Source organism: Roseibaca sp. Y0-43, from assembly GCF_020667835.1.
Taxonomy (GTDB): domain Bacteria; phylum Pseudomonadota; class Alphaproteobacteria; order Rhodobacterales; family Rhodobacteraceae; genus Roseinatronobacter.
Genome location: NZ_JAFMPR010000002.1, coordinates 156397 through 179884 on the forward strand (window position 1 = coordinate 156397; position 23488 = coordinate 179884).

Annotated in this window: 22 protein-coding genes; 10 read left to right on the plus strand and 12 right to left on the minus strand. The window is 65.5% G+C overall.

Annotated features, from left to right (window positions below):
• Nucleotides 1-55: 55 nt before the first annotated feature.
• The gene (locus tag J1C52_RS03070) at nt 56-508 is read left to right on the plus strand and encodes an iron-sulfur cluster assembly scaffold protein (RefSeq protein ID WP_227426456.1); all 453 of its coding nucleotides are present in this window, start codon (nt 56-58) and stop codon (nt 506-508) included.
• 91 nt (nt 509-599) lie between these two features.
• Here J1C52_RS03070 and J1C52_RS03075 read toward each other — a convergent pair whose 3' ends face one another.
• Nucleotides 600-2222 carry an alpha-D-glucose phosphate-specific phosphoglucomutase gene (locus J1C52_RS03075; RefSeq protein ID WP_227426457.1) on the minus strand — a complete coding sequence of 541 codons (1623 nt, stop codon included), beginning with the start codon at nt 2220-2222 and terminating at the stop codon, nt 600-602.
• A gap of 114 nt (nt 2223-2336) precedes the next feature.
• On the opposite strand from J1C52_RS03075, the gene J1C52_RS03080 reads away from it, so the two are divergent.
• Nucleotides 2337-4133, plus strand: a complete 1797-nt coding sequence (locus J1C52_RS03080; protein ID WP_227426458.1) for an acetate/propionate family kinase — start codon at nt 2337-2339, stop codon at nt 4131-4133.
• Here J1C52_RS03080 and dtd read toward each other — a convergent pair.
• The 10 genes from dtd to hisB all read right to left on the minus strand — a co-directional run bounded on the left by dtd (nt 4128) and on the right by hisB (nt 13308).
• A complete protein-coding gene (gene dtd / locus J1C52_RS03085) occupies nt 4128-4577 on the minus strand; it encodes a D-aminoacyl-tRNA deacylase (protein ID WP_227426459.1) in 450 nt (149 codons plus the stop codon). The two genes, J1C52_RS03080 and dtd, sit on opposite strands and share 6 nt — an antisense overlap.
• Nucleotide 4578: 1 nt before the next feature.
• Nucleotides 4579-5496: a carbohydrate kinase family protein gene (locus J1C52_RS03090; protein WP_227426460.1), complete on the minus strand. Its 918-nt coding sequence runs from the start codon at nt 5494-5496 to the stop codon at nt 4579-4581.
• A gap of 17 nt (nt 5497-5513) precedes the next feature.
• Nucleotides 5514-6602 (minus strand): primosomal protein N' (replication factor Y) - superfamily II helicase, encoded by a 1089-nt coding sequence (locus J1C52_RS03095; protein WP_227426461.1) that lies wholly within the window; start codon nt 6600-6602, stop codon nt 5514-5516.
• Between the two features lie 80 nt (nt 6603-6682).
• Entirely contained in the window at nt 6683-7771 is a 1089-nt protein-coding gene (locus J1C52_RS03100) for an SPFH domain-containing protein (RefSeq protein WP_227426462.1), read from the minus strand.
• A gap of 55 nt (nt 7772-7826) precedes the next feature.
• On the minus strand, nt 7827-8777 hold the full coding sequence (locus tag J1C52_RS03105; RefSeq protein WP_227426463.1) for a DUF2927 domain-containing protein: 951 nt from the start codon (nt 8775-8777) through the stop codon (nt 7827-7829).
• A 6-nt stretch (nt 8778-8783) separates the two neighbouring features.
• A complete protein-coding gene (locus J1C52_RS03110; protein ID WP_227426464.1) occupies nt 8784-9965 on the minus strand; it encodes a toxic anion resistance protein in 1182 nt (393 codons plus the stop codon).
• Nucleotides 9966-10013: 48 nt separating this feature from the next.
• A complete protein-coding gene (locus J1C52_RS03115; protein WP_227426465.1) occupies nt 10014-10898 on the minus strand; it encodes a 5-bromo-4-chloroindolyl phosphate hydrolysis family protein in 885 nt (294 codons plus the stop codon).
• Between the two features lie 200 nt (nt 10899-11098).
• On the minus strand, nt 11099-11989 hold the full coding sequence (locus tag J1C52_RS03120; protein ID WP_227426466.1) for a pseudouridine synthase: 891 nt from the start codon (nt 11987-11989) through the stop codon (nt 11099-11101).
• A gap of 85 nt (nt 11990-12074) precedes the next feature.
• Nucleotides 12075-12713: an imidazole glycerol phosphate synthase subunit HisH gene (gene hisH, locus J1C52_RS03125; protein WP_227426467.1), complete on the minus strand. Its 639-nt coding sequence runs from the start codon at nt 12711-12713 to the stop codon at nt 12075-12077.
• 7 nt (nt 12714-12720) lie between these two features.
• The gene (hisB, locus tag J1C52_RS03130; protein ID WP_227426468.1) at nt 12721-13308 is read right to left on the minus strand and encodes an imidazoleglycerol-phosphate dehydratase HisB; all 588 of its coding nucleotides are present in this window, start codon (nt 13306-13308) and stop codon (nt 12721-12723) included.
• A 96-nt stretch (nt 13309-13404) separates the two neighbouring features.
• Between hisB and deoD the strand changes: the two genes are divergently transcribed.
• From deoD to glmM, 8 genes are all read left to right on the plus strand, one after another.
• A complete protein-coding gene (deoD, locus tag J1C52_RS03135; protein WP_227426469.1) occupies nt 13405-14112 on the plus strand; it encodes a purine-nucleoside phosphorylase in 708 nt (235 codons plus the stop codon).
• A gap of 142 nt (nt 14113-14254) precedes the next feature.
• The gene (locus tag J1C52_RS03140) at nt 14255-14962 is read left to right on the plus strand and encodes a L,D-transpeptidase (RefSeq protein WP_227426470.1); all 708 of its coding nucleotides are present in this window, start codon (nt 14255-14257) and stop codon (nt 14960-14962) included.
• A 44-nt stretch (nt 14963-15006) separates the two neighbouring features.
• On the plus strand, nt 15007-15639 hold the full coding sequence (locus J1C52_RS03145; RefSeq protein WP_227426471.1) for a L,D-transpeptidase: 633 nt from the start codon (nt 15007-15009) through the stop codon (nt 15637-15639).
• Between the two features lie 68 nt (nt 15640-15707).
• Complete coding sequence (locus J1C52_RS03150) at nt 15708-18236, plus strand: putative PEP-binding protein (RefSeq protein ID WP_227426472.1); 2529 nt, start codon at nt 15708-15710, stop codon at nt 18234-18236.
• Between the two features lie 219 nt (nt 18237-18455).
• Nucleotides 18456-19463 carry a cell wall hydrolase gene (locus tag J1C52_RS03155; protein WP_227426473.1) on the plus strand — a complete coding sequence of 336 codons (1008 nt, stop codon included), beginning with the start codon at nt 18456-18458 and terminating at the stop codon, nt 19461-19463.
• A gap of 138 nt (nt 19464-19601) precedes the next feature.
• A complete protein-coding gene (locus tag J1C52_RS03160; RefSeq protein ID WP_227426474.1) occupies nt 19602-20516 on the plus strand; it encodes a dihydroneopterin aldolase in 915 nt (304 codons plus the stop codon).
• Between the two features lie 41 nt (nt 20517-20557).
• The gene (folP, locus tag J1C52_RS03165; RefSeq protein ID WP_227426475.1) at nt 20558-21574 is read left to right on the plus strand and encodes a dihydropteroate synthase; all 1017 of its coding nucleotides are present in this window, start codon (nt 20558-20560) and stop codon (nt 21572-21574) included.
• On the plus strand, nt 21571-22917 hold the full coding sequence (gene glmM, locus J1C52_RS03170; protein ID WP_227426476.1) for a phosphoglucosamine mutase: 1347 nt from the start codon (nt 21571-21573) through the stop codon (nt 22915-22917). Before folP ends, glmM begins: the two co-directional genes overlap by 4 nt.
• Here glmM and J1C52_RS03175 read toward each other — a convergent pair.
• Nucleotides 22886-23473, minus strand: coding sequence for a gamma-glutamylcyclotransferase family protein (locus tag J1C52_RS03175; protein ID WP_227426477.1), 588 nt, complete (start codon nt 23471-23473; stop codon nt 22886-22888). The two genes, glmM and J1C52_RS03175, sit on opposite strands and share 32 nt — an antisense overlap.
• Nucleotides 23474-23488: the final 15 nt, after the last annotated feature.

Genomic DNA, 23488 nt, shown 5'->3' on the forward strand with positions numbered 1-23488 from the left:
GGCTATGTCCTTGTCTCGTGACAGCAATAGCCCGAGCGACCGGCAGGGGAAAGCCATGAGCGACAATGCCCAGATGATGAAACTCTATTCCGCGCGCATCCTGGCGCTCGCCGCCGACATTCCGCATCAGGGCCGGCTTGACGCGCCGCAAAGCAGCGTCAAACGCCGCTCGCCGCTTTGCGGCTCGACCGTGACGGTGGATCTGGACATGGAGGACGGCCGCGTCAGCCGCTTCGCGCAAGAGGTGAAGGCCTGCGCGCTGGGGCAGGCGGCGGCGGCGATCCTTGGGCAGGTCGTGATCGGGCGCAGCGCCGGGGAACTGGCGCAGGCCCGCGCCCAGCTTCACGCCATGCTGACGGAAAACGGCCCCGTCCCCGATGCGCCCTTCCAAGGCTACGAGGTGCTGATCCCCGCGCGCGATTACCGCAACCGCCACGCCTCTATCCTGCTTGCGCTGGATGCGACGGTCGAAGCCGCGCAAACGCTGAGCGCCCAAGCCGCAAGCTGATTTCATCCTTGCAGAAATATCCTGGGGTGAATGGTCCCGCAGGGACCAGAGGGGCAAAGCCCCTCAAATCACCCCAACGGGGCAAAGCCCCTCAAGTCACCACATCCGGCGCATCACGGCCCAGACGGGCCTTGATCCCGGCCAGCGCCTCTGCGGCGGCGATGACATCGGCCAGCGCCGCTTGCGGGTCTTGATCGAAACGCTCGCCAGAAAAACTTTCCATGTAAACACGCAGCGTCGCCCCTTCGGTGCCTGTGCCCGACAGGCGCAGCACCAGCCGCGCGCCGCCGTCGAACATGATTTGCAAGCCTTGGCGTGTGGTCACGGACCCGTCGACCGGGTCGGTATAGGAAAAATCCTCGGCCGTGGTCACGGTCAAGGGGCCGGCAGCTTCGCCCGCCAGCTTGTCCAGCCGCGCGCGCAGATCGTCCATCAGGGTTTCGGCCGCGGCGGCGTCCACGCCCTCATAATCGTGGCGCGAGTAGTAGTTGCGCCCGAATTCGGCCCAATGCGCGGCCATGACCTCGGCCACCGACTGGCGCTTCGCGGCCAAGATGTTCAACCACATCAGCACCGCCCAAAGCCCGTCTTTCTCGCGCACATGGTCCGATCCGGTCCCTGCCGATTCCTCGCCGCAGAGCGTGGCGCGGCCCGCATCCAGCAGGTTGCCAAAAAACTTCCAGCCCGTGGGCGTGGCATAGCAGGGCAGGCCACGCGCTTCGGCCACGCGGTCGAGCGCGGCGCTTGTGGGCATGGACCGCGCGACACCCGCCAGCCCTTGCGCATAGCCCGGTGCCAGATGCGCATTCGCCGCGATCACCGCCAGCGAATCCGACGGCGTGACATAGGCTCCGCGCCCCACGATCATGTTGCGGTCGCCATCGCCATCGGATGCGGCGCCGAAATCTGGGGCGTTTTCGCCCATCATGATCCCCATCAGCTCATGCGCCCAGACCGGGTTCGGGTCTGGGTGGCCACCGCCGAAATCGGGCAGCGGCACGGCATTCATCACCGATTCAGCCGGCGCGCCCAGGCGGTTGACGAGGATTTCGCGCGCATAGGGGCCGGTAATGGCGTGCATCGCGTCGAAGCGCAGGGTGAAACCGCTGTTAAAAAGCGCGCGGATCGCGGTGAAATCGAACAGCTTTTCCATCAATGCCGCGTAATCGGCAACGGGGTCCACCACTTCGACAACCATTTGCCCAAGCTGCACGTCACCCACGGTGCCAAGGTCCAGATCCGGCGCGTCCATGATGTGAAACTCGGTGATCCGGGTGCTGGCGTCGAAGATCGCGTTGGTCACACCTTCGGGCGCGGGGCCGCCATTGGCGGTGTTGAACTTCACCCCGAAATCGCCGTCATCGCCGCCGGGGTTGTGGCTGGCCGACAGGATGACGCCGCCATCCGCCTGCCGAATGCGGATCAGGTTCGACGCGGCGGGGGTCGAGAGAAGCCCGTCTTGCCCCACGATTACCTTGGCCGCGCCACTTGCGGCGGCCATTTTCAGAATGGTCTGCACCGCCTCGCGGTTAAAGGCTCGCCCGTCGCCGCCCAGCACCAGCACCTTGCCCGCGACCCCGCCGATCCCGTCCCAGATGCTCTGGACGAAGTTTTCCAGGTAGTGCTTCTGACGAAAGATGGCAGTTTTCTTGCGCAGGCCCGAAGTGCCGGGTTTCTGGCCGTCAATCGGGGTGGTGGGGATGGTCTGGATCATGCTGCCCTCGGGATTATCGCTTTGTGGTATCATCGCCTATTGTGGCTTTGTGTCAAATTGTTGAAGTCTTTGCGGTGTAACGCGGTGCAGGCGGTCGACAAAAAGGGGCAGGGAATGCGGATTCTGGTGTTCAACGCGGGCAGTTCGTCCTTGAAATTCGGGGTGTTCGACCTGTCCGACGCGTCTGTGGCAAAGGCGCAAGAGCTTTTGCGCGGCACGCTCGACCGCTTCTCTGCCGAAGGGTGCGATCTGAAACTGTCGGGGCAGGCCAAGCGCCGCGCCGCCCCGCGCGATCTGGCAGAGGCCACGGCGCATGTGCCAGAGCTGTTGGAGCGTGCCGGCCTGCGCGGGTTCGACGCGATCGCGCATCGCATCGCCCATGGCGGCGACCGGTTTGACCGCGCGACCCGTCTGGACCCTGCGACGCTCGATCAAATCCGGGCGCTGACCCCGCTTGCCCCCTTGCACAACCCCGCCAATCTGGCGGCGGTCCAGATGGCCGCGCAGCTTTGGCCCGATCTGCCGCAATGGGGTGTGTTCGACACGGCCTTTCACCTGACGAACCCGCCCCGCGCGACCACCTATGCCGTGCCAGAGGCGTGGCGCAAGGCGGGGCTGCGGCGCTACGGGTTCCACGGCACCTCGCATAAATACGTGGCGCTGCGCGCGGCAGAAGCCTTGCAGACCCCCTTGCGCGCGTTGCGGCTGGTCAGCCTGCATCTGGGCAATGGGGCCAGCGCCTGCGCCATCGCGGGCGGGAAATCGCTGGACAGTTCCATGGGCCTGACGCCCTTGGAGGGGCTGGTCATGGGCACCCGCTCTGGCGATGTGGATCCGGGGCTGTTCGGTTTTCTTGGCCGCCAGATGGGCCTGAGCATCGCGCAGATCGAGGATGCGCTGTATCGCGAGAGCGGCCTTCTGGCATTGACCGGCCAAGCCGATATGCGCGAGGTTGAGGCGCGCGCGGCGGCGGGCGATGCCGAGGCGCAGCTTGCCATCAACCTTTATGCCTACCGCGCCCGCAAATACGTGGGTGCCTATGCGGCGGCGATGGGCGGGCTGGATGCGCTGGTCTTCACAGGCGGGATTGGCGAGAACTCGGCCTCTATGCGGCGGCGCATCTGCGACGGTCTGGAATTTCTGGGCTTGCGGCTGGATGATGACCTGAACGCGACCGTTACGCTCGATGGCCGCGCCGCCCCGCAAATTCAGGCCCATGGCGCGCGCGTGGCCGTGATCGTGACCCAAACCGCAGAGCAGTTGATGATCGCGCAAGAGGTGGCCCAAGCCCTGCGCGCAAGCGCGCCGCCGGTCGCGCGCAAGATGCCTGTCGCGGTGTCGGCCCGGCATGTGCATCTGGACCGCGCGGCGGTCGATGCGCTGTTCGGCCCCGGATATGCGCTGACCCCGGCGCGCCCCTTGCGCCAGAAGGGGCATTGGGCGGCAGTGGAGCGTGTCAGCGTTGAAGGGCCGAAAGGGCGGCTGGAACATGTCGCCATCCTTGGCCCCTTGCGCCCGCACACCCAGGTCGAGGTGTCGCGCACCGACAGTTTCGCGCTGGGGGTGGATGCGCCCGTGCGCCAGTCAGGCGATCTGGCAGGTGCCGCGCGCATTCGCCTGCACGGGCCTGCCGGGTCATGCGATGTGCACGGCCTGATCGTGGCCGCGCGCCACATCCATATGTCCACCGAGGATGCCCGCGCATGGGGCTTGCAGAATGGCGACATGGTCGATGTGACGCTGGACCAAACCGCGCGGGGGCTGACCTTTACCCATGTACTGCTGCGCGTCTCTGACAAGGCCACGACCGAAATGCATATCGACACGGACGAGGCCAATGCCGCCGGGATTGTCGGGGCCGTGGAGGGCGAGATCACGGGCGACGCGCAGATCACCCATCGTCATTCATGACCAGGTGTCGGTATCCAGCCAGATCGTGACCGGGCCATCATTGACCAGATGCACCGCCATCTCGGCCCCGAATTGACCGGTTTCGACCTGAACACCCAGATCGCCCAGGCATTGGGCGAAATGTTGATAGAGCCTCTCACCCTCGGCGGGCGGCGCGGCGCTGGAAAAGCCGGGGCGGTTGCCGCTGCGGGTATCGGCGGCCAGTGTGAACTGGCTGACCACAAGCGCGCCGCCGCCCGTGTCCTTCAGCGCAAGGTTCATTTTGCCCGCGTCATCGCGGAAAATGCGCAGCTTGTGGATTTTCGCAGCCAGCGTTTCGGCCTGCGCCTGCGTGTCGCCCTGCATGGCGCAGACAAGGATCAGCAAGCCCGGCCCGGTCTGGCCGATGATCTGGCCATCCACCTCGACCCGAGCATGGGTCACGCGTTGCACAAGTGCGCGCATGTTACAGCTCGTGCCGCCAAGGCGGGTTTGCGCCCGCGCGCGACACGGTCACAGCGGCGGTTTGTGCGCCAAGGGCAAGGGCCTGTTCCAGTGCGCTAGGGTCAAGCCGGGCCACCGCGTCACGGCTGAGCAGCCCCGCGTCATCCAGCGCCGCCAGAAAGCCCGCGTTGAACGTATCGCCCGCGCCGACGGTATCGACCACCTCGACCCGGTTTGCCGCCGCATGGGCCACGCCGCCCGCATGAAAGGCGCGCGCCCCCTCGGCCCCTTCGGTCACGACCACCACGCGCGGGCCGCGTGCGCGCAAGCCGCCCGCCAGATCGGCCACATCGCCCGCGCCCATCAGCCAATGCAGGTCTTCGTCCGACACCTTGACGATGTCGGCGCGCGCCAGCATCGCATCCAGCCGCGCGCGATAGGCGGCCTCGTCCCGGATGAAACCGGGGCGGATATTGGGGTCCAGCATGACCACGCGCTCGCCCGCATGGGCGCAGAGCGTGGCAAAACCCGTGCCGCAGGGTTCCCCCACCAGCGAGATGCCACCGAAAAACAGCGCGCGCACGCTGTCATCCAGCACCGGCAATTCCGCGAGCGCCATGTCACGCAGCGCGGTGCCCGTGTCGTAAAACGCGTATTGCGCCTGCCCATTGGTCAGCGTGACAAAGGCCAGCGTGCAGGGGCGGTCCACGGCGGGGCTGAGCGCATGATCCACGCCAGAGCTGTCAAGCGCCGCGCGCAGCCGTTGCCCGAACAGATCGTCCGAGAGCGGGCAGAAGAACCCCGCCTTCACCCCCAACCGCCCCAAGGCGATGGCGGTGTTGAACACCGCACCGCCGGGATAGGGGGCAAAGGCGGCTTCGCCCGCGCCGGTTTCGCGCGGCAGCATGTCGATCAAAGCTTCGCCACAGCACAGGATCATGGCATTCCTCGCGTCTGTTATCCGCCCATCTCAGCGACGTAATACACGCCCGCGGCAAAAGCCAGCGCCAATGTTACCGCAAACATGATCTTCCAGACTGAATAGGGCCGCTCGCCCTGCACGCGGCCCGACTGGCCGTTGACGATGAAGCGGTAGCTTTTCCCCTTGTAGCGATAGGCGGCCATCCAGATCGGCAGCAGGATATGCTTGAAGCGCTCATCGGCGTAATCGGTGTGCATCGTGTCGATGCGCTGCTCGTCGCCGCCAATATCGCGGCGGATGTCACCCCGGATGACATCGGCCATACGCTCTTGGCCGATCGTGTAGCCGGGGCCAAGATCGACCGTGTAGCCCTCGGCGCGAAAGCCCGACAGGTAATCGGCGGCATAGGGGGTCAGATCGGACAGGGTCCAAGGTTCGAGCGCGCGCAGGTTCTGGCGGGGCAGGGCTTCGCTGGCGACAACCAGCACATCTGTGAAATCGCGCGCCACCCGGCCAGAGGCGCGGGTCCAGCGCGTGCGCCGTTCGGTGCGCTTGTTCTTGCCGCTGCCGACGGTGACGTAGTAATGCGTGCCGCGCTGGCCGGTGTAGCGGGTTTTCGTATCGGCATCGAAAGCCCAATAGGGCAGGTATAGCCCGTTCAGCTTGCCCGTTTCGCGCGCGTATTTGGCAAGCCCGTTGGGCGCGAACCACAAGCCCTTCAGCCAGTCGCGCATCTTGGCTTGCGCGGCGTCGCGTCCCAGTTTGAAGGGCAGCAGCGCTTGCGGCTTGATATGCCGGTGCGTGCCGGTATCGGCCACCACGGGGCTGGCGCAGAACGGGCATTCGGCGGCGTGGATATTGGGGTCGAACTGCACCTCGGCGCCGCAGGTGTCGCAATGCGACACGCGCGTAACCTCCATCGCTTCGGGCGACAGGCGTTCGGCCAGCGCCGTGTGCAGGTCGAGCGTGGCCAAGGCTTGCGCGCGCGCGTCGTCCGACACTTCGGGCACGTCTTGCACGAAGCCACAATATTCGCAGGTCAAGCTGCCCTGACCGGGGGTGAAGCGCAGCGACGCCCCGCATTGGCCGCAAGGAAAGCGGTTTTCGGTTTCGAGTGTGGTCATGGCGTCCGTGCTGCCGCTACAGGCGAGGGAAGCCGTTACATGGCTTCATCTTGTCAGAAATACCCAAGTCTGCCGTTCAGTTACAGCACAGGCGGCGGGGGCGGGGGTGGTGTTGCGCCAAACAGCCCGCGCAAGGCGGCGACATCGCCGGCCTTCATCCAGCCGCTTTGCCCGTCGGTCCAGACCAGCGTGTCGCGGGTGATCTGCGCGGCAAGCTGGCTTTGCGGGATGGGGCCGCGCGTCTGGCCATTCTCGGCAATGTGCCACATCGCTTCCGAAGGGGGCGGCGGGGGCGGGGCGCTCGCCGCTTGTGCGGGTTGGCCAAAGCCCTGCGCCATGCCCATGCCCATCGCCATGCCCAGACCCGCGCCAAGCCCTTGGCCCATGCCGCCATCGCCGGCCTCTGCCGCTTTCTGCATGGCCTGCGCCGCAGAGAACTGGCTGTATTTGTTCAGATCGCCCACGATCCCCATGCCCGTGCGCTGATCCAGAACCTTTTCCACCTCTTGCGGCAGCGAGATATTCTCGATGTAAAGCTCGGGCATCTCCAGCCCGTAAGCGCCGATGGTGGGGGCAATCGCCTCTGTCACCATGCGCGACAGATCGGCCGTGTTCGCGGCCATGTCCAGCGCCGGAATGCCGCTGGCCGCCAGTACGCGGCTGACCTTTTGCACCACGATATTGCGGATCTGGCCCGCGATCTCATCTTGGGTGAACTCGCCATCTGTGCCGACGATCTCGGTCATGAAGCGCGGCGCATCGGTTACGCGGATGGTATACGACCCAAAGGCGCGCAGGCGCAGCGGCCCGAATTCCGGGTCGCGCAGCATGACGGGGTTCTGCGTGCCCCATTTCAGGCCGGGAAAACGCCGGGTGTTGACGAAATAGATTTCCGATTTGAAGGGCGAGGAAAACCCATGATCCCAGTGCTGCAAACTGGTCAGGATGGGCATGTTGTTGGTTTCCAACATATACAAGCCCGGCCCGAACACATCGGCCAACTGCCCCTCATGCACGAAAACGGCGATCTGGCCCTCGCGCACGGTCAGCTTCGCGCCATACTTGATCTCGTTGCCGTAGCGCTCGAAGCGATAGACCATCGTATCGCGGGAATCGTCGGTCCATTCGATGACATCGATGAACTGACCCTTCAGGAAGCTGAAAACCATATGAATTCTCCTTGGCCCCGATCTGCCGGGGCTGTCTGCTGTGGCTGAGTATTGCCTAAGACTGCCCGCCCATCAACTCTGCCGCGATCATCCGCACGATCGGGCGCGCCTGCGCCTCGCGCATTCCCGGACGCAGGCGCGGGTCGTAGAGGACGCGCAGAAGCTGCTCGTCCAGCACCGTCATGACCGCGAATTCGGCGCTGTCATTGAACAATGAGGGGCGCGCAACGGGGCTGTCATTGGCCAGCCCAAGGCCTTGGGTGATTTCCTCGAAATAGCACATGTCGCGGGTCCGCTCTGGCAGTTCGGCGCGGATGATGGCGACGGCGTCGGAATAGGTATTCGTGCCATCGCGTGAAAATGCCAGAACAAGGCAGGACACGCTCAGCGGCAGGTCTTCGACCAAGGCTTGGCTGGCAGCATCTATGCCTGGCACCAGCGCGCGCAGGCGCGGCGCGATGGCGCGGCGCTCGTCCTCTGACAGCACCAGCACGGTGAAATTGCCCCGCCCGTTGGTGACGGCGATCGGATGTTCGGACACGCGCGACAGGCGCGCGGCAAAGCGCGCCACCATGCCGCTGTCGCGCTCGCGCGTGGCCGCGGGCACCGAGGCGCCGAATTCCAGCGATAGACGCACCGGTGCCTCCCAGCGGCGCAGCGCGGCGGGGCTGCTTTGCTGCAAGATCCGGTCCGCCCCGATCTGGTATTCGTCGCGCAACGCCACCTCGACAAAGGCACGTTCGATCAGGCTGGCCGAGATCGGCAGATCGCGCGGCGCGCGTTCCATCCGCAACAGGCCTTGGGCTATGCGGCGCGCCTCTGTCGCCGCGAAATGCGCAGCGACCGCGCTTGGGGCACTGTCGGGCCGCGCCGGGGGCGCTGTTTCCGCCTTCTGGTCAGGGGCAGGCGCGGGCGCGGGCGGCGCGACAAGGGTGCACCCGGCCAGCGCCAGCGCCATGCAGCAGGCCAGCCCGGTCACACCAAATTTGCCGGCCACGCCGCCCATGATGCATCACCCTTGCGTATCTGCCGCGCCGTCTGCATTGGCGCGCGCGGTTGCCGAAGACAGCGATTTGCGCAGCTCTTCTTCCATCTTGCCCAGTTCTTCCTCGGCGGCGGCCCGCTTCGCGCGGCCCGCATCGGCAATCTGCAAACTGTCCTCGATGGTGGCGATCAGCGTCTCGTTCGCCTTCTTCACCGCTTCAATGTCGAACACGCCACGCTCGATTTCCTCGCGCACTTCGCGGTTGGCTTGGCGCAGGTTCTCGGCATTGGCGTTCAGCAGCTCGTTCGTCAGGTCATTGGCAGCCCGCACCGATGCCGCCGCCTCGCGCGAGCGCTGGATGGTCAGCGCCTGCGCCAGCTGGGTTTCCCACAGCGGCACGGTGTTGACCAAGGTCGAGTTGATCTTGGTCACGAGCGATTTGTCATTTTCCTGCACCAGCCGGATCGAGGGCAGGGACTGCATCGTCACCTGCCGCGTCAGCTTCAGGTCATGCACCCGGCGCTCCAGATCGTCGCGCGCGGCGCGCAGATCGCGCAATTCCTGCGCTTTCAGGATCTTGTCAGATTCTGGCGCGGCTTCGACCTCGGCCTCTTTCGCAGGAATGTCAGTGGCGTCCAGATCGCGCAACTTGGCTTCGCCCGCCGCGATGTAAAGCGCCAGCTCGTGATAGAAATCGAGCGTCTTTTCATACAGCTTGTCAAGCGACTTGATGTCTTTCAGAAGCGTCGTCTCGTGCTCCAACAGGTTGTCGCTGATCCGGTCGATCTGGTCCTGCACATTGCTGTAGCGCTCTTGGAACTTCACGATGGGCGCGGCACGGCCCAGAAGTTTTTCCCACCAGCTGCGCTTGCGGCGCATGTCCAGCTCGGACACGGAAAAGCCCCGCAGCGTCGTGACCATGGCGCGCAACCCGTCGCCGGCCGGGCCTAGATCCTTGTTCTTCACATCTGCCAGCATCGACTGGCTGATCTGCTGCAATTCCATCTGCGCGCGTGACCCGAACCCGATGATGGTCGACGTCTCTCCCATGTCGATCTCGCCCATGCGCGCGCGGATCGCGTCCGCATCGGGGGCAGGGGCGTCGTCGATGGTGACAAGCGCATTCGCAGGCTCTGCCAGCGGCTGCGCGACAAGATCGTCGATTTCCTTGGTCAGGCTCTCGGCCTTGGCGCGGATGGTGTCGGACATGGGTTCCCTCGTTTTTGTCGTGTTACTGTTCACTCTTGGCCGCGCGGTTCATACCTCGCGGCGTATGCCTTCCCGCTCCAGCCGCTCGCGGAGCACTTCGATTTCAATGTCCAATTCGGTGCGGTTATCTTCTAGCAGCGCCGCGCGGCGCAGGGTGAACTGGCCTTCCAGGTCGTCCAGCAACGCCTCGTAATCGGCGCGTGCCTGCGCGTCGCGGCCCCGCGCGTAGAAATCGGCAAATTTCACCGTCGCGTCGCGCGCCCCGGTCAGATACACGCCCAAGTAACGGCGCGCCGCGCTCAGCGTGCGCGGGTCGTCCTGGACCGCGCGAAACAGCGGGCGGATGGTGTCGGCAAAGCGCGCCACGCGGTCCACAAGCTGGCGGTCGCCCGCGCGGCGAATGGCATCGGCCATCTCGGCAAGCGTTTCCTCGGCCTCTTCCACGGCGCGGGCGGCGCGGTCGGTCTGGTGGGCATCAATCCCCTCCATGCCCTTGTCGGTCAGCGGGTCGGCCCCGAACGCGCCGAAATGCAGCCCCGCGCCCAAGACGCCGAAGATCACGGCCTCTGGCACGCCACCGGCAAGCCCCGCCAACCCAAGGCCAAGGCCCGTCAGGACAGACCCGAATATCTTGCGCGGAATGGCGGGACGGCGCGCGACCTTGCGCGCGTCGTAAGCGGCCTGCGCCAGCGTGCCTTCACGCGTCAGCCATGCCGCCAGCATCAGCGCGCCAAACGCGCCCAGGTTCAGCGCAAGCCCAGACGGGTCGCTGAAAAACGCCTTCACCGCAAAGGCGAAGGGCAGCACGAAAAGCAGGTTGACCCGTGCGCCCACCGGGTGGCGGCGCGCCATGGACGGGGCGGCTATGGGCACGTCCGTGCTCATCTCGCCCGAAGCGCCGGGGCTGAAACGGCCGCCATAACGCTGCGCCATGCGTCACCCTCCTACCAGGGCGACATAAAGCACCAAGGCCGCCAGAAGCGCGTAAGAGGTCTTTTGCAACCCGGTCCCGGTCATGTCGGTTACGCCCCGTGATCGTTAACATCCTCAGGTATATGAGATTGCCGTCGATATTGAAAGACAAAGCCCGGCCTCATTCGCGAAAAACGGCCGGGTCGGTCTGGCGCCTGCCGTCAGCTTGTGCGGCGGGAGTTTTTCTTGGCTGCGGTTGGCGCGGGCCGCTTGCTACCAGCGAGACGCGGCGCTTTGGTCGCTGGCTTGCCAGCGGGTTTGGATGGGACCGTACCGCGCGCCGACCGTGCAGGTTTCGCGGGCTTGTTCGCAGGGCCCGGCCCATCCTCGCCCAACTGCTCGCGCAGCACCTTGCCCTTGACCTGTTCCACCTCGCCACGTTTCAGCGTGCCCAGCTGGAACGGGCCGTAGCTGATGCGAATCAAGCGGTTCACGCTCAGCCCGACATGGTCCAGCGCGCGGCGAATTTCACGGTTGCGCCCCTCGCGAATGCCCACAGTCAGCCACGCATTCGCGCCTTGCTGGCGGTCGATGCTCACTTCCATCGGCTGAAACCGCTCACCATCCAGCGTAATGCCTTGGCGCAAAGGCTCCAGCATGGCCGGCGTCGGGGTGCCGTTGACCCGCGCGCGATAGCGCCGCAGCCAGCCTGTGCTGGGCAGCTCCAACCGGCGTTTCAACGCGCCATCATTGGTCAATAGCAGCAGACCTTCGGAATTCAGGTCCAACCGCCCCACCGACAGAACCCGTCCCAATTCCGGCGGCAGCGCCTGAAACACCGTCGGGCGGCCCTGTTCATCCCGCTCTGTCGTCACCAGGCCCAAGGGCTTGTGATAAAGCCACAGCTTCGTCGGCTCCATCTCGGGCAGGGGTTTGCCATCGACCTGCACCCGGTCGCGCGGGCCGATATTCAGCGCGGGGCTGTCGATCACCCGCCCATTAACCTTAACGCGCCCCTCGACGATCAGGATCTCTGCGCCGCGCCGAGAGGCCACGCCCGCCCGCGCCAGAACCTTGGCAATCCGCTCGCCCGGTTTCGCGTCTTCCGCCATGGCCTGTCCTTCATCCTTGCAAAAATATCCTGGGGTGAATGGTCCCGCAGGGACCAGAGGGGCAACGCCCCTCGATCAGCGCCCGTCAAGGCCGCCAGCGCAGGAAATTCGCGATCATCCGCAGACCCGTCGCCTGCGATTTCTCGGGGTGGAACTGCGTGCCGATGACATTGCCCTTGGCCACGATCGCCGTCACATCGCCGCCATAGACGACATGCGCCAAGCGATGCGCGGGGTTGGCGACCTGAAAATGGTAGCCATGCACGAAATAGGCGTGATCGCCGGTTGCCACGCCCTCCAGCACCGGGTGCGTGCCATCAAGAACTAGGTCGTTCCAGCCCATATGCGGCACTTTCAGCGCCGGATCGTCGGGCGTGATGCGTACGACCTCGCCGCCGATCCAGTCCAGACCGGGCACATCCTCGTATTCGCGGCCCAAGCTTGCCAGCATCTGCATGCCGACGCAAATGCCCATGAAGGGCACGGCGCGGTGCTCGACCGCGTCGGTCAGCGCCTCGACCATGCCGTCCACCGCGCCCAAGGCGCGACGGCAGGCCGGGAACGCGCCATCGCCGGGCAAAACCACGCGGTCGGCGCGCGCGACATCTTCAGCACGCGACGACACGATCACCTCGCCACCGCCAACCTCGGTAGCCATGCGCTCGAACGCTTTTTGCGCGGAATGCAGGTTTCCGCTGTCGTAATCGACCAGAACCGTCAGCATTGCCGCCTCACAACGCGCCCTTGGTGGAGGGGATCACATCCGCCTGCCGGGGGTCGCCCTCGACCGCCATGCGCAGCGCGCGGGCCAGCGCCTTGAACGCGGCCTCGGCGATGTGGTGGCTGTTGAACCCGTGCACCCGGTCCATATGCAGCGTGATGCCGCCATGCGTGCTGATCGCCTGGAAGAACTCGCGCACCAGTTCTGTGTCGAACGTGCCGATTTTCGCGGTCGGAAACGCGACATTCCACACAAGGAAGGGCCGCCCCGACAGGTCCAGCGCGCAGACAAGCTGCGCGTCATCCATCGCCAGCCGGCATTCGCCATAGCGCCGGATGCCGCGCTTGTCGCCAAGCGCGCGCGCCAAGGCCTGCCCCAGCGCGATGCCCACGTCTTCGACCGTGTGGTGGTCGTCGATATGCAGGTCGCCCTTCGCACGGACGGTCAGGTCGATCATCGAATGTCGCGCCAGTTGTTCCAGCATATGGTCGAAGAACCCGACGCCGGTCTGGCAGTCATAGCTGCCCGTGCCGTCCAGAGCGACGGCGACCGCGATCTCGGTCTCGGTCGTGTTGCGGGAAATCTCGGCTTTGCGCATCGTCTCACCTGTCTGTCGTCTTGGCCAAGGGTATAGGCGCTTGCGCGGGACGGGGGAAGGGGGCAATCTTGCGCTAGATCTGCAAGGAGTGCGCGCATGACCATCCATATCGGGGCCAAACCGGGACAAATTGCCGAAACCGTCTTGATGCCGGGCGACCCGTTGCGCGCGAAATGGGCGGCAGAGACCTTTCTGGAGGCGCCGGAATGCGTGAACAAGGTGCGCGGAATGCTGGGCTATACCGGCACATGGCGGGGCCACCGGGTCACGATCCACGGCTCTGGCATGGGGATGCCGTCGCTGTCGATCTATGCCAACGAATTGGTCCGCGACTATGGCGCGAAGCGGCTGATACGCGTGGGCTCGGCAGGGGCCATGCAGCCCGAGGTCCGGGTGCGCGACATCGTTCTGGCGCAGGGCTGCACGGCGCTCTCCACCCCCTCGCGCGGGATCTTGCGCGAGGTGAACCTTGCCCCCTTGGCCGATTTCAACCTGCTTTTGGCCGCACACAAGGCGGCGCAAGCCACCGGCGCGCGGGTGCATGTGGGCAATATCTATTCATCCGACGTGTTCTATGACGAACGCCCCGACCTGAACGAGATCATGCAGCGCCATGGCGTTCTGTGTGTCGAGATGGAAGCGGCAGAGCTTTACACCGTCGCCGCGCGCCATGGTGTGCAGGCCTTGGCGGTCCTGACGATTTCCGACCACCTGCTGACCGGCGACGCGCTGCCATCGTCGGAGCGCGAGCAAAGCTTCGGCCAGATGATCGAGATCGCGTTGAACGCGGCGTTTGCTGGCTAGGCAATCTCCTTTGGGTGGCACAAGCGCCACACGCCCGCTGTTACATACTTGAAGTGCATTCATGGCGCTGGATAAGCGCGGAGGGTTTGCGCTATCACTGACAAGAGGCAGGTAAAAACAGGCAACCACAATAGGTTGCACCATGAACTTCATCTCTCGGCGCGGGTTTATCGCGTCTGCTACTTCCGCTTTGGCCCTTGCGGGCTGCCAGACCACGACCCAATCCGGGACCGCCACGCGCACCACCGCCGATGGGCGGCCGATCGCAACCACGCGGGCAGAGCCGCTGAACGCGGTCGCCGCGCAATATGGCATCGTGCCGCTGGATTACGCCGCGCGCCCCGATGGTCCGCATGAAATGCAGGCGGCGGGTGTCAGCATTCTGAAGCCAGAGCATCACCGCCAGGTTGTGCCCTATACCGGCCCGCATCGCCCCGGCACCATTGTCATCGACAATGGCGCGCGGCAGTTGTTCCTCATCCTCGAAGGCGGGCATGCGCTGCGCTACGGTATTTCCGTTGGGCGCGAGGGCTTTACATGGCGCGGCACCGGCACCATCTACCGCCGCGCGCATTGGCCGACATGGACGCCCACCGCCAGCATGATCCGCCGCGACCCTGCCTTGCGCGAATATGCGGGCGGCTATCCGGGTGGCCCGTCGAACCCCTTGGGCGCGCGCGCGCTTTACCTGATGACCGGCGGCGCGGATCGCGGCTACCGCATCCATGGCACGCCGGAATGGTGGCTGATCGGGCAATACGTGTCCTCGGGCTGTATCCGCATGGTCAACCAAGATGTGGCGGACCTGTATGAGCGGGTGCCCAACGGCACGCGCGTCATCACCATCTAGGGCGTGGTGACGGGTTCTTAATGAGTGCGGGGCAGGGTGCGGATATGACAAATGGCATTTCTCGGCGTGGATTTCTGGGCACAAGTGCTGCGGCGCTTGCGGCCACGGCCTGCGCGCCCATTCCCGCACCCCCGCCCGAATTTCCGCCCATCGACTATGCCAGCCGCCGCGACGGGCCGCATAACCTTGCCGCCATCGACATGGCGCAGGTGCATCCGGCCTTTCAACGGCAGGTCGTGCCTTATGTGACCGACCAGCCCGTGGGCGCCATCGTGATCGAGAACAGCAATCGTCTGCTGTATCTGGTGCTGGCCGACGGGTATGCGCTGCGCTACGGTATTTCGGTGGGGCGCGAGGGGTTCGACTGGACGGGCACCTCGACTGTCTACCGCAAGGCCCAATGGCCGACATGGACCCCGCCGCCAGAGATGATCGAACGCGACCCGAAGCTGGAGCGCTGGAAAGATGGCCAACCGGGCGGGCCGCGCAACCCGCTGGGCGCGCGGGCGCTATACCTGCTGACCGACGGGCGGGACCAAGGCTACCGCATCCACGGCACGCCCGAATGGCGGTCCATCGGGCGGTTTGCCTCTTCCGGCTGTTTCCGGATGCTGCAACAGGATGTCATCGACCTTTACGACCGCGTTCCGGTCGGCACGCCTGTGACGGTCGTCTAAGGGGCGCAACATTCGCTTGAGTTCCGTGTGGCCTCGCCTATCCTGCGGCGCAGCATAAAGGGGCGCTCATGCCGAAATACCTGACCCTCACCGACTACGCCTTGATTACCAATTCGGCCCCGATCAAGCGGCAGACCCATGGCTGGCGGGCGAAATGCCTGCAACGCCTGGTGCGGCTGGACATGCCGGTGCCCGTGACCATCGCGCTGTCATTTGCCGTGGTGCGCGAAATCGCGACCGGCGCGCAGATGAACCTGCGCCACCTGCTGGGCCATTTCCCCGAAGGTCAGCTTTTGTCGGTGCGCCCCAGTGCCGAGCATCCGCAATGGGGCGGGCCCGCGGCGATCCTGAATATCGGGATGAATGACGCGATGCATGAAAAGCTTTGCGCGTCACATGGCGAAGAGGTGGCGACGGCGCTCTATCTGAATTTCGTGCAATCCTTCGCCCAGCATGTCGCGCGGCTGGACCCGGACATGTTCGAGGTGGAAGCGCCGTCGCGTGCCGCTTTGGATGCCGCCTTGCGCGCCTATGAAGACGAGATGGAAGACCCGTTCCCGCAATCCATGGCGCAGCAATTGGCCGATGTGCTGCGCTCCATGGCGCGGGCGTGGGAGGGCACCTCTGCGCGGCTATTGCGCCAAGCCAAGGGCGCGCCGGTCGATGCGGGGCTTGGGCTTGTGGTGCAGGCCATGGCGGGGGGCATGGGCGTGGGCTATGGCACGACCGATGCCTGCGGCGTGGGCACGATCCGCTTCATCGACGACGCGACCGGCGCGCCCAAGGTGATGGGCCGTTTCCGCCCCGACCGCACCGACGAAGTCTTGTTCATCGCCAAGGATGCGCGCGGCCCTGCGCTGGAGGATCGCAGCCCAGAGGCCTTTGCCCAGCTTCTGGCCTATGGGGCCAATGCCCGCAAACGCCTGCGCGAAGAGATGGAGATCGAATTCACGCTGGAAGACGGGAAGCTGTGGATCCTCGACGCCGTGACCGTGCCGCGTTCGTCGCGTGCCGCCGTGCGCGTGGTGGTCGATCTGGCCAATGACGGCGTTATCCTGCGGGACGAGGCGATCACCCGCATCGCGCCCAAGGCGCTTGGCGAATTGCTGCACCGGCAGGTGGACCCGGCCGCGCGCCCGACCGTGCTGGGGCGCGGCATCGCCGCCAGCCCCGGTGCCGCCGTGGGGCGGCTGGTGTTCAGCTCTGCCGCGGCCCTTGCCAGCGCCGCGCGCGACGAGCCGTGCATCCTTGCGCGGCGCGAAACCACGCCCGAGGATATTCGGGGGATGCACTCGGCCCGCGCGGTGCTGACAGAACGCGGCGGCATGACCAGCCACGCCGCCGTGATCGGGCGCGGCTTGGGCGTGCCTTGCGTGGTGGGGGCGTCGAACATCACCATCGACGCGCGGCGCAAGACGCTGACGGCGAACGGCCACACGCTGAACGAAGGCGACATGATTACCATCGACGGCACCAATGGGCTTGCCCTGATGGGCGAGGTGCCGCTGCTGGAACCGGCGCTGGACGAGCGCTTCACCACGCTTCTGGACTGGGCGGATGCGCGGCGCGACATCGGCATCCGCGCCAATGCCGACACGCCCGCCGATGCGCGCATCGCGCGCGAGTTCCAGGCGCAGGGCATCGGGCTGTGCCGGACCGAGCACATGTTCTTCGAAGAAGATCGCCTGACGCTGATGCGCGAGATGATCTTTGCCGACACGTCAGAGGACCGGCGCGACGCGCTGGACCGTCTACTGCCCATGCAGCGCGCCGATTTCATCGAACTGTTCGAGATCATGCAGGGCCAGCCGGTGTGCATCCGCCTGTTCGACCCGCCCTTGCACGAATTCCTGCCGCATTCGCGCGAGGGGATGCGCTTTCTGGCCGACGCGCTGGACAAACCCTTGTCCGAAATCACCCGCCGGGCAGAGGCCTTGGCCGAATTCAACCCCATGCTGGGGATGCGTGGGGTGCGTCTGGGGATCACCATCCCCGAAATCTATGAAATGCAAGCCCGCGCCATTTTCGAGGCGACGATCGACGTCACCCGTCGCGGCGCGCCGATCGTGCCGGAAATCATGATTCCGCTAGTCTCTGCCAAGCGCGAGGTGGAACTGGTGAAATCCCGCATCGACGCCTGCGCGGCGCAGGTGCGCGGGCAGGCCGGTGTCATGTTCGACTACAAGCTGGGCGTCATGGTCGAAACACCGCGCGCGGCCTTGCGGGCGGGCGATATCGCGCCGCATTCGGCGTTCCTGTCCTTCGGCACCAATGACCTGACACAGATGACCTACGGGCTGTCGCGCGACGATGCCGGGCGTTTCATGTCCGACTATGTGCAGCAGGGCGTCTTTGTCGAAGACCCGTTTCACACACTGGACGAGGACGGGGTGGGCGAGCTGTTGCGGCTGGGTGCGGCCCGTGGTCGCGCCGCGCGCGAAGACCTGACCTTGTCCATCTGCGGCGAGCATGGCGGCAGCCCTGAGGCGATCCGCTTCTGCCGCGATCTGGGCTTTGATTACGTCTCTTGCTCGCCCTTCCGGGTGCCTGTCGCGCGCTTGGCGGCAGCTCAACTTGCGATTGCAGACCAGGAATAGCCGCGCGGGCTGGACTTTCGGGGCGTTTTTCGCTAGAACGTCACCGAAATGTGAAGCTGCATGATCTTGGGCGGGACGCGCACATCCGGTGCGCTTGGTTGTTTTATGGTTCGATCACTGTTGAAAAACCTGCAAACCGGCTTGCGTGGCGCGGTGCTGGGGTCTGCCTCTGGGCGGGGCTCAGGCGGGGCTGTTGTGCAGTGTGATCGTGCGCGCGATATGGCGAGCAAGGTCGTTCATCGGCGCTGGTATCGCAGCCCGGTTCTGGTCGGTGTGTGGTCCATGTCCATGCTCGCGGCCTTGCCGGGGATGGGGTCGTCCGTGGCCGATGCCACGTTGACCGACCAGACCCGCAGCGCGCTTGTCCTCTCTTCGATCCAGAACACACCGCCGTCCCAGCGGATCATGACCAGCATTGCGCCAGAAACCGCGCCCTTGGTGCGGATGGTGCGGCTGGAAAACCCCGACCTGTCCTATACCGTGGGCGGTGCGCCCGCTGCCATCATGTGGCTGGAGGACGGCTTGCAGCAAGGCAACCTGCGCGACGAAGCGCCGGTCGAGGTGGACCTGAGCCGTCTGCACGCGCAATGGCTGGCCTCTTACGCGCCGCGCGTCAGCCCGCGTCCGGCGCTGCGCGTCGCGCCCAAGGCGTCGGCGAATCTGTCCACCAGTGGCGCGATCGCCGCGCCCGCATCACTCGCCCCAGAGGCGATTGACCCAGCGCTCACAGCCCCCTTGCGCAGCCTTTTGCCGGTTTCGCGCCCCGAAGGCCTGTCGCGTCGCGCGATCCAGTATTCGCGCGACTGGCTGCGCCGCATCGACCTGCGCGCACCCTCGCAGGAAGAAGCCTGCCTTGCCACCGCAATTTACCACGAAGCGCGCGGCGAAACGCTGAAAGGCCAGTTCGCCGTGGCAGAGGTGATCCTGAACCGCGTGGCATCGCGCAAATTCCCCAACACCATTTGCGGGGTCGTGTTCCAGGGCGTGAAAGCCGGGCGTTATGGCGGGTGCCAGTTCAGCTTTGCCTGCGACCGCAAATCGGACGAGTTGCGCAATCGCGCCTCGGCCGATCTGGCGCGCCGCATCGCGCAGGTCATGGCCGATGGCGGGCATCGCGGGCTGACCTCTGGCGCGCTGTATTTCCACACCACGGCCGTCAACCCGTCCTGGTCGCGCCGCTTTACCCAGACCACGCAGATCGGCGCGCATCTGTTCTATCGCGGCTGATCCCTAGTTTTTTCCTGCCATTTCCCTGATTTCGCCGCGTTTGGTGTCGCCGCACAGCCGATATGCGGCGTTATTGCGGTTTGCCCACGGGGCGCTGGCGGGTAAGACTGCGGGCAGCACTGATCTGGAAAGACCGATATGACCACCGATATCCGACTGGCCTTCGCCCATCCCGAAGCCCGCGCAGAGGCCTCGGCCCCGGCGGACCCGCGCGACCGCATTTCGCTGCGCGACCACATGGTAGAGGTCGAGATCGGTGCTTTTCAGGCCGAACGCGGCGTGCGCCAGCGCCTGCGCTTCAACGTGGTGGTCGAGGTGCGGCCCCATCCCGAACCGCTGCGCGACGATGTGGACCGCATCCTGTCCTATGACCGCATCACAGAGGCGATTTCGGCATCGCTGGCCGAAGAACGGCTGAACCTGCTGGAAACCTTGGCCGAACGCGTCGCCGCCCGCGTGCTGCAAGAGCCGCAGGCCATGCGCGCCTTCGTGCGGATCGAAAAGCTGGACCGTGGCCCCGGTGCCTTGGGGGTCGAGATCGTGCGCACCCGAGCCGCCGTGCCCTTGCGCGAGGTGAATACCACGGGGCAAGAGCAGGCCGTGCATCCGCTGGTCGTATATCTGGATAATGACATGATCGCGGGCGCGGATCTGGGCGCGCGGCTCGATGCGCTGGTCGCCCGTGGTCTGCCCGTTATCCTTTGTGTCGGGATGCCGCCAGAGGGCGCGCCAGAGGTCGCCCCTCGCGCCGTGCAGCGCCGTATCGACCTGCTGGCCATTGAACAGAACGCATGGCGTTTGGCCGCGCGCGATGCGCGTTGCGTGGTCGTGGCCAGCCGCACGGAAATCGACTGGGCGATCAAGCAGGGGCAGATGATTGTCTGGGCCCCGTCGAAACTGATCCTCGATTCCACCGACAGCCCCGATTGCAGCCCGCGCGATGGCGCGGCCTTGGCCCTGTGGCTGGCCGAACATATGGCCGCCGACCGCTTTCTGGCCCCCGAGGGGCTGAGCGTGCCACCGGGCAGCCACATGCCGGTGGAACGGTTCTGAACGCACTTGCCCTTGCGTCTGCGCTGCGGCAACAGGGTGATATGAGCTACCTGTTACCCATCCTCCGCCCCGCGTCTTTGGCCCCGACCGATGCCCCTGCCTTGCGCGGCCAGTCGGCCTTGCGCTTGGTGTGTATGCAAGAGCTGGGCCGCGATGGCGCGCTGACCGAGCGCGCTGTTGACCCGATGAGCGACAGCATCTTTCTGGACCCGCCCGCACCCATTGCCGGGCTATCGCTGACGCGGCCCGCGCTCATGGGCATCGTCAATGTCACGCCCGACAGCTTTTCCGATGGTGGGCGGTTTGCGACACAGGATCGTGCCGTGGCCCATGCCCAGCGCTTGCTGGCCGAGGGGGCCGATATTCTGGACATTGGCGGCGAATCCACCCGCCCCGGCGCGGCAGAGGTCGCGGTCGAGGACGAGATCGCCCGCACCGCGCCGGTGATCGCAGGCTTGCGCGCGGCGGGCGTCACGGCCGCCATCTCCATCGACACGCGCAAGGCACGGGTGGCCGAGGCCGCGCTGCACGCCGGCGCCGATATCGTGAACGATGTTTCAGCCCTGACATGGGATCGTGACATGGCGCGCGTGGTCGCGGATGCGGGCGTCCCCATCTGCCTGATGCACGCCCAAGGCACCCCCCAGACCATGCAAAAAGACCCGAAATACAAGGACGTGCGCTTCGATGTTCACGATTGGCTGGCCGCGGCGATGGACCGCGCGCTGGCGGCTGGCATCGACCCCGCGCGGCTTATCCTTGACCCCGGCATTGGCTTTGGCAAGACGGTTGCGCATAATCTTGCGCTGCTGTCACATCTGGCGCTGCTGCACGGGTTGGGCTGTGCTATCTTGCTAGGGGCATCGCGCAAGCGGTTCATCGGGGTGCTGGGCGCGGCTGAACAGGCCGACGCGCGGCTGCCCGGATCGCTGGCGGTCGCGTTGCAAGGCGCGGCGCAGGGCGCGCAGATCTTGCGCGTGCATGATGTGGGCGAAACCCGTCAAGCGCTGGCGCTGTGGCGGGCAATGAGTGAAAAAACGGAACTTGGCGGGACATGACAAAAAAGCTTTTCGGAACCGACGGCATTCGCGGCACGGCCAATACCTTTCCCATGACTGCGGAAAACGCGCTGCGTATCGGCGCGGCGGCGGGGCGGTATTTCCGGCGCGATGGTCACAACGGTCACCGCGTGGTCATCGGCAAGGATACGCGCCTGTCGGGTTACATGCTGGAAACGGCGCTGACCGCTGGCCTGACCAGCACCGGCATGAACGTGCTGCTGCTTGGCCCGGTGCCCACGCCCGCCGTGGGGTTCCTGACGCGGTCCATGCGCGCCGATCTGGGGATCATGATCTCGGCCAGCCATAACGGCCATCAGGACAACGGCATCAAGTTTTTCGGCCCCGACGGGTTCAAACTGTCGGACGAGGCAGAGGCAGAGATAGAGGCCATCATCGCGGGCGAGATCCCGCTGGCACAGCCCGCCAATATCGGCCGCGCCAAGCGCATCGAGGATGCGCGCGGGCGCTACGTGGAATATGCCAAGACCACGCTGCCCAAGGGCAAGCTGTTTTCCGGCCTGAAAGTGGTGGTCGATTGCGCCAATGGCGCGGCCTATCAGGTTGCCCCCCAAGTCTTGTGGGAGCTTGGGGCCGAGGTCATCGAGATCGGCGTCAACCCGAACGGCAAGAACATCAACCTTGATTGCGGATCGACCCATCCGCGTGTCTGCGCGGCCAAGGTTCTGGAAACCGGGGCCGATCTGGGCATCACGCTCGATGGCGATGCCGACCGTCTGATCCTGATCGACGAGCGCGGCCAAATCGCCGATGGCGACCAGATCATGGCGCTCTTCGCCGAACGCTGGGCCGCCGAACAACGCCTGCAAGACGGGGTGCTTGTGGCCACGGTCATGAGCAACCTGGGGCTGGAGCGTTTTCTGGAAGGCCACGGGTTGCGGCTGGAGCGCACCTCGGTGGGTGACCGCTATGTGGTCGAGCGGATGCGCCAAGGCGGCTGGAACCTTGGCGGCGAGCAATCGGGCCATATCGTGATGACCGATTACGCCACCACCGGCGACGGGCTGATCGCGGCGCTGCAATTCATGGCCATCCTGAGCGAGACGGGCAAACCCGCTTCCATGCTGACGCGCTGCTTCGACCCTGTGCCGCAACTCTTGCGCAACTTGCGCTACACGCCCGGCGTGGACCTGCTGGCAGAGGCCAAGGTCATGGCCGCGATCGAATCGGGCCGAGATTTGCTGGCCGGGCGCGGGCGGCTTCTGATCCGCAAATCCGGCACCGAACCCTTGGTCCGCGTCATGGCGGAATGCGAGGATGAGGGGCTGATGGTGCAGGTCGTGGGCGACATCATCGCCGAAATGGAAGCGGTCGCCGCCTAAAGCGCCAGTTTCGGCACCGCCAAGGCATCCAGATGGTCATCGACCAAGCGGCGCAGGGCAGGGGCAACGGGCCGCGCGCGCGGGTAAAGGGGCGCAGCGCGGTCATCCAGCACCGGCCCCCAGCCCGTGGTCGTCTCAAAAACCGCGCCACGCCGTCCTGCCCGAATTCCTGCGCGAAACCTTCGGCGACCACGTCCAGGTAGCTTAGCTTGATGGGGGCTGCGTGGCTGGGCAGCTCGGATTGCGCGGGGTCGATGGCGTAGATCTGCGCGGGCCGCGCCGGACCACGCGCGAAAGCCTCGGCACCCAGCGGATGGCGGGCATATCCGGTTTCCCGAACATCCAGCGCCGCCCAATCCTGCCCCGGCACCCGCGCCACAAGCCCGTCGATCTGCACGCTTGCATCGGGCACCACGCTCAGAAAGGTGCGGCGCAAGCGATGCGCCATGCGCCATTCGCGCCGCCAGCCGCGAATCGTGACCGGCTGGGCATCGGGGTAATCATGGGTCAGGCGGTTCACCAACGACCCGTAACCAAAGAAGAAAGCATCTGTCATGTCGCTTATCTGTGC